The following is a 4,035-nucleotide window of genomic DNA, read 5'->3' on the forward strand; positions in this document are numbered from 1 at the left end:
GGGGATCCCCATTCAACGGCTAGGGTTGCCAAGGTGTCCCAATCCTGTCTCTGTTGCCGACATGACCGACATGATGATCCGAGCCCCTCTGCGCAGCCTCATCTCCCCCCTCACCCACGACCCCCTTTGGTACAAAGATGCAATCATCTACGAGCTGCCGGCACGGGCCTTTTTCGACAGCGACGGCGATGGCGTGGGCGACTTCCAGGGCCTGACCGAAAAGCTGGACTACTTGCAAGAACTGGGGATTACAGCCGTCTGGCTGCTGCCGTTTTTCCCCTCGCCTTTAAAAGATGACGGCTACGACGTTTCTGACTTTACCAGTGTTCACCCTGACTTGGGCACCCTAGAGGACTTCAAGATCTTTCTGGAGGCTGCCCATAAGCGGGGGATCCGCGTCATCATTGAGCTCATCCTCAACCACACTTCGGATCAGCACCCCTGGTTTCAGCGGGCCAGACGAGCTGCCCCCGGCACCCCCGAGCGGGACTTTTACGTTTGGAGCGATACCCCCGAAAAGTACAAAGAGGCCCGTATTATCTTTCAAGACTTTGAAGCGTCCAACTGGACCTGGGATTCAGTGGCCAAGGCCTACTACTGGCACCGCTTTTACTCCCACCAGCCAGATCTCAACTACGACAACCCCGCCGTACAAAAAGCCATGTTCGAGGTGGTGGACTTTTGGCTGAGCTTGGGGGTAGATGGCATGCGGCTGGACGCGGTGCCTTATCTCTACGAGCGGGAGGGCACCACCTGCGAGAGCCTACCGGAGACCCATGCCTTTCTCAAGGCTCTGCGCCGACACATTGACCAAAGGTATCCTGGCCGCATGCTGCTGGCGGAGGCCAACCAGTGGCCAGAAGATGCTGTGGCCTACTTCGGCGATGGGGACGAGTGCCACATGGAGTTCCACTTTCCCCTCATGCCACGGCTGTTTATGGCCATCCAGATGGAGGATCGCTTCCCCATCATTGACATCCTGCAACAAACCCCTCCCATTCCTGAAACCTGCCAGTGGGCCCTCTTCCTGCGCAACCACGACGAGCTCACCCTGGAGATGGTCACTGACGAGGAGCGGGACTACATGTACCAGGTGTACGCCAAGGATCCCAACGCGCGGGTGAACCTGGGGATCCGCCGCCGCTTGGCCCCCCTGCTGGGCAACAGCCGCCGCCGCATCGAGCTGATGAACAGCCTGCTGTTTTCTCTGCCCGGCACGCCGGTCATCTACTACGGGGACGAGATCGGCATGGGGGACAACATCTACCTGGGGGATCGCAATAGCGTGCGCACCCCCATGCAGTGGAGCGCCGACCGCAACGCCGGCTTTTCGCGGGCCAACCCCCAGAAGCTCTACCTGCCCATCGTCATCGACGCCGAGTACCACTACGAAGCTGTCAATGTGGAGGCGCAGCGAAACAACCCCCATTCCCTGTGGTGGACCATGAAGCGGCTCATCGCCGTGCGCAAGCGATTCCAAGCTTTTGGCCGCGGCTCCTTTGAGCTGCTCCACCCGGAAAACCGCAAGGTGCTTGCCTTTGTGCGAGCCTACCGCGGCGAGCGCATCTTGGTGGTGGCCAACCTCTCCCGCTACGCCCAGTGGGTGGGGCTGGATCTATCGCCGTGGGAAGGATTGATCCCGGTGGAGATCTTTGGCCACACCGAGTTTCCCCCTATTGGGCGACTGCCCTATTTCCTAACGCTAGGCCCCCATTCCTTTTACTGGTTTTCCCTTGAGCCCAAAACGGAGACCATCCACCTCAGCCCCAGCAAAGCGGAGGAGCAGGAACGCCTGGTCCCTCTGGTTGTTCAAAGTGGTAGTCCTCTGGTTGTTCAAAGTGGTAGTTGGGACAGTCTCTTGCAAGGGGAAAGCCAAAAGCAGCTGGAGGCAGTCTTGGCGGACTACCTCTACCGCTGTCGTTGGTTTGGCTCCCAAAACCGCCAGCTCCAGGCGATCCATATCCTGCAGGCTATCCCCTGCCGCCGAGAAGAGGAGTCCTTGCTGGGCAGCCAGATCTTGCTTCTCCAGGCCGAGTTTATCGAGGGCGATACGCAGCTCTACTCTCTCCCTGTGGGCTATGCCACCCAAGAAGCAGCCGTACACCTGCGCCTAGAGATGCCCCAGGCGGTCATCCTCCCTGTGCAAGTGGCCGGAGGGCCGGCGGGAGTAATTTTCAACGCTCTGGCTGACAAAAGCTTCTTGCTGCGGCTGCTGCAGCTAATTGCCCAGCAGGGCCGCCTGCGTCACCGTCAGGGAGAGCTCTGGGCCACTAGCTTTGCTGCCCTTGAGCATGACCTGGAACCCCGCCTCCTCAAGGCGGAGCAGAGCTACACCTCCGTTGTCTATGGCAACCACTACCTCCTCAAGCTCTACCACCGGGTGGCCGAGGGGGTAAACCCAGAGCTGGAGATAGGCCGCTACCTGCTGGAGCACCATCCCCAGGTGCGCGTGCCACGGCTGCTGGGATCCCTGGAGTATCGCCGTCGTCGCGGGGCCCGTGGGTTTGATCCCGCCGATCAGCCCATTACCCTGGCCATTTTGCAGGAGTACATCCCCAACGAGGGAGATGCCTGGCACTATACCCTGGACAGCCTGGGGCAATTTTTTGAGGCGGTGCTGGTTCACTACCAAGAGGTGGATCCCGTGCCCGTGCCGCAGGGATCCTTCTTGGAGCTTTCCCAACAGCCCTTGCCGGAGCTGGCCTACGCCACCATCGGCAGCTACCTAGAATCGGTGCGGATCTTGGCCAAGCGCACCGCCGAGCTGCACATCGCCCTGGCTGCCGATACGGAGAACAAAGACTTTGCCCCAGAGCCTTTCTCCAGCCTGTACCAGCGCTCCGTTTACCAGTCCATGCGCAACTTGGTGGGGCAGGTGTTTCCGCTGCTGTTCGCGTCAGCGGGACGGAGTCCCTATAAGCAGCTCCCCAAGCTGCCGGAAGCAGAGGCCAACTTGGCTCGGGCTGTTTGCGACCAAGAAGGGGAAATCATGAGCCGCTTCCGCCTGATCCTGGAGCGGAAGATCACTGCCCTGCGTACCCGCTGCCACGGGGATTATCACCTGGGCCAGGTGCTGTTTACCGGCAAAGACTTTGTCATCATCGACTTTGAAGGGGAGCCGGCCCGCTCTTTGGGCGAACGGCGTCTCAAGCGTTGCCCCTTACGGGATGTGGCGGGGATGCTGCGATCCTTCCACTATGCTGTCCACACAGCTTTGCGCCAGCAACTGGAGAGCGGCTTGGTCTGCGCCGACCACTGCCCCGACATGATGCGGTGGGCCCAGTTTTGGCACCGCTGGGTCTGCGCGGGCTTTTTGGCCGAATATCTGCAGGTGGCTTCCCAAGCGGCTTTTTTGCCCCGCAGCCTGCAAGAGATAGAGGTGTTGTTGGACGCCTATCTGCTGGAAAAAGCCATTTACGAGCTGGGCTATGAGTTGAACCACCGCCCCGAGTGGGTGGAGATTCCCCTGCGCGGGATCCTGCAGTTGCTGGGCATTTCCACCAAGGTTTAGGGGATCCTGCCGGCAGGCCATTTGGGGTGAGCGACTGGGGGACAAACATGTGTGGACGGTTTAGCCTGGCAGTGGCCCCAGAAGTGCTGATGCAGCATTTCGGCTTGCCGGTGGCAGCCCAAGAAAGGGCAGTTGTCTCCCGGTACAACATCGCTCCTTCTCAGCCGGTGCTGGCGGTGGTGGCGGGATCCCTTCAGCGCGAGGCAACCCATTTTCGCTGGGGCTTGATCCCCAGCTGGAGCCGAGCTCCTCAGGCCGGCTGGATCAATGCCCGAGCTGAGACAGTAGCTGAGAAGCCTTCTTTCCGCGAAGCTTTCCGCCGTCGTCGCTGCCTGATCCCGGCAGATGGTTTCTACGAGTGGGCCGACTCAGGTACGGCCAAGAGCAGACAACCCTACTGGTTTCACCTGCTGGATCGACCGGTATTTGCCTTTGCCGGCATTTGGGAACGCTGGCGCAGTCCAGAGGGGGTGGAGCATGCCTCTAACCCCCAAAACCCTGAACTTTGCTGAATTTACTGAGCT

The 4,035-nt window shown here is 60.1% G+C and carries 2 protein-coding genes; both read left to right on the forward strand.

Going from position 1 to position 4,035, the window contains the following annotated elements; all coding sequences use genetic code 11:
• A partial coding sequence (treS, locus tag NW820_RS10830) for a maltose alpha-D-glucosyltransferase (protein WP_414407493.1) occupies positions 1 to 3,511 on the forward strand: 3,511 nt, incomplete at its 5' end.
• Between the two features lie 47 nt (positions 3,512 to 3,558).
• Positions 3,559 to 4,023 carry an SOS response-associated peptidase gene (locus NW820_RS10835; protein ID WP_414407494.1) on the forward strand — a complete coding sequence of 155 codons (465 nt, stop codon included), beginning with the start codon at positions 3,559 to 3,561 and terminating at the stop codon, positions 4,021 to 4,023.
• Positions 4,024 to 4,035: the final 12 nt, after the last annotated feature.

Origin of the sequence: Synechococcus sp. R55.7, from assembly GCF_047461955.1 — a bacterium.
In the GTDB taxonomy this organism is placed as follows: domain Bacteria; phylum Cyanobacteriota; class Cyanobacteriia; order Thermostichales; family Thermostichaceae; genus Thermostichus.

Bases quoted from the DNA above. Each gene is read 5' to 3' on its own strand.
- NW820_RS10835 (WP_414407494.1), top strand. From the start codon at position 3,559: ATGTGTGGACGGTTTAGCCTGGCAGTGGCCCCAGAAGTGCTGATGCAG.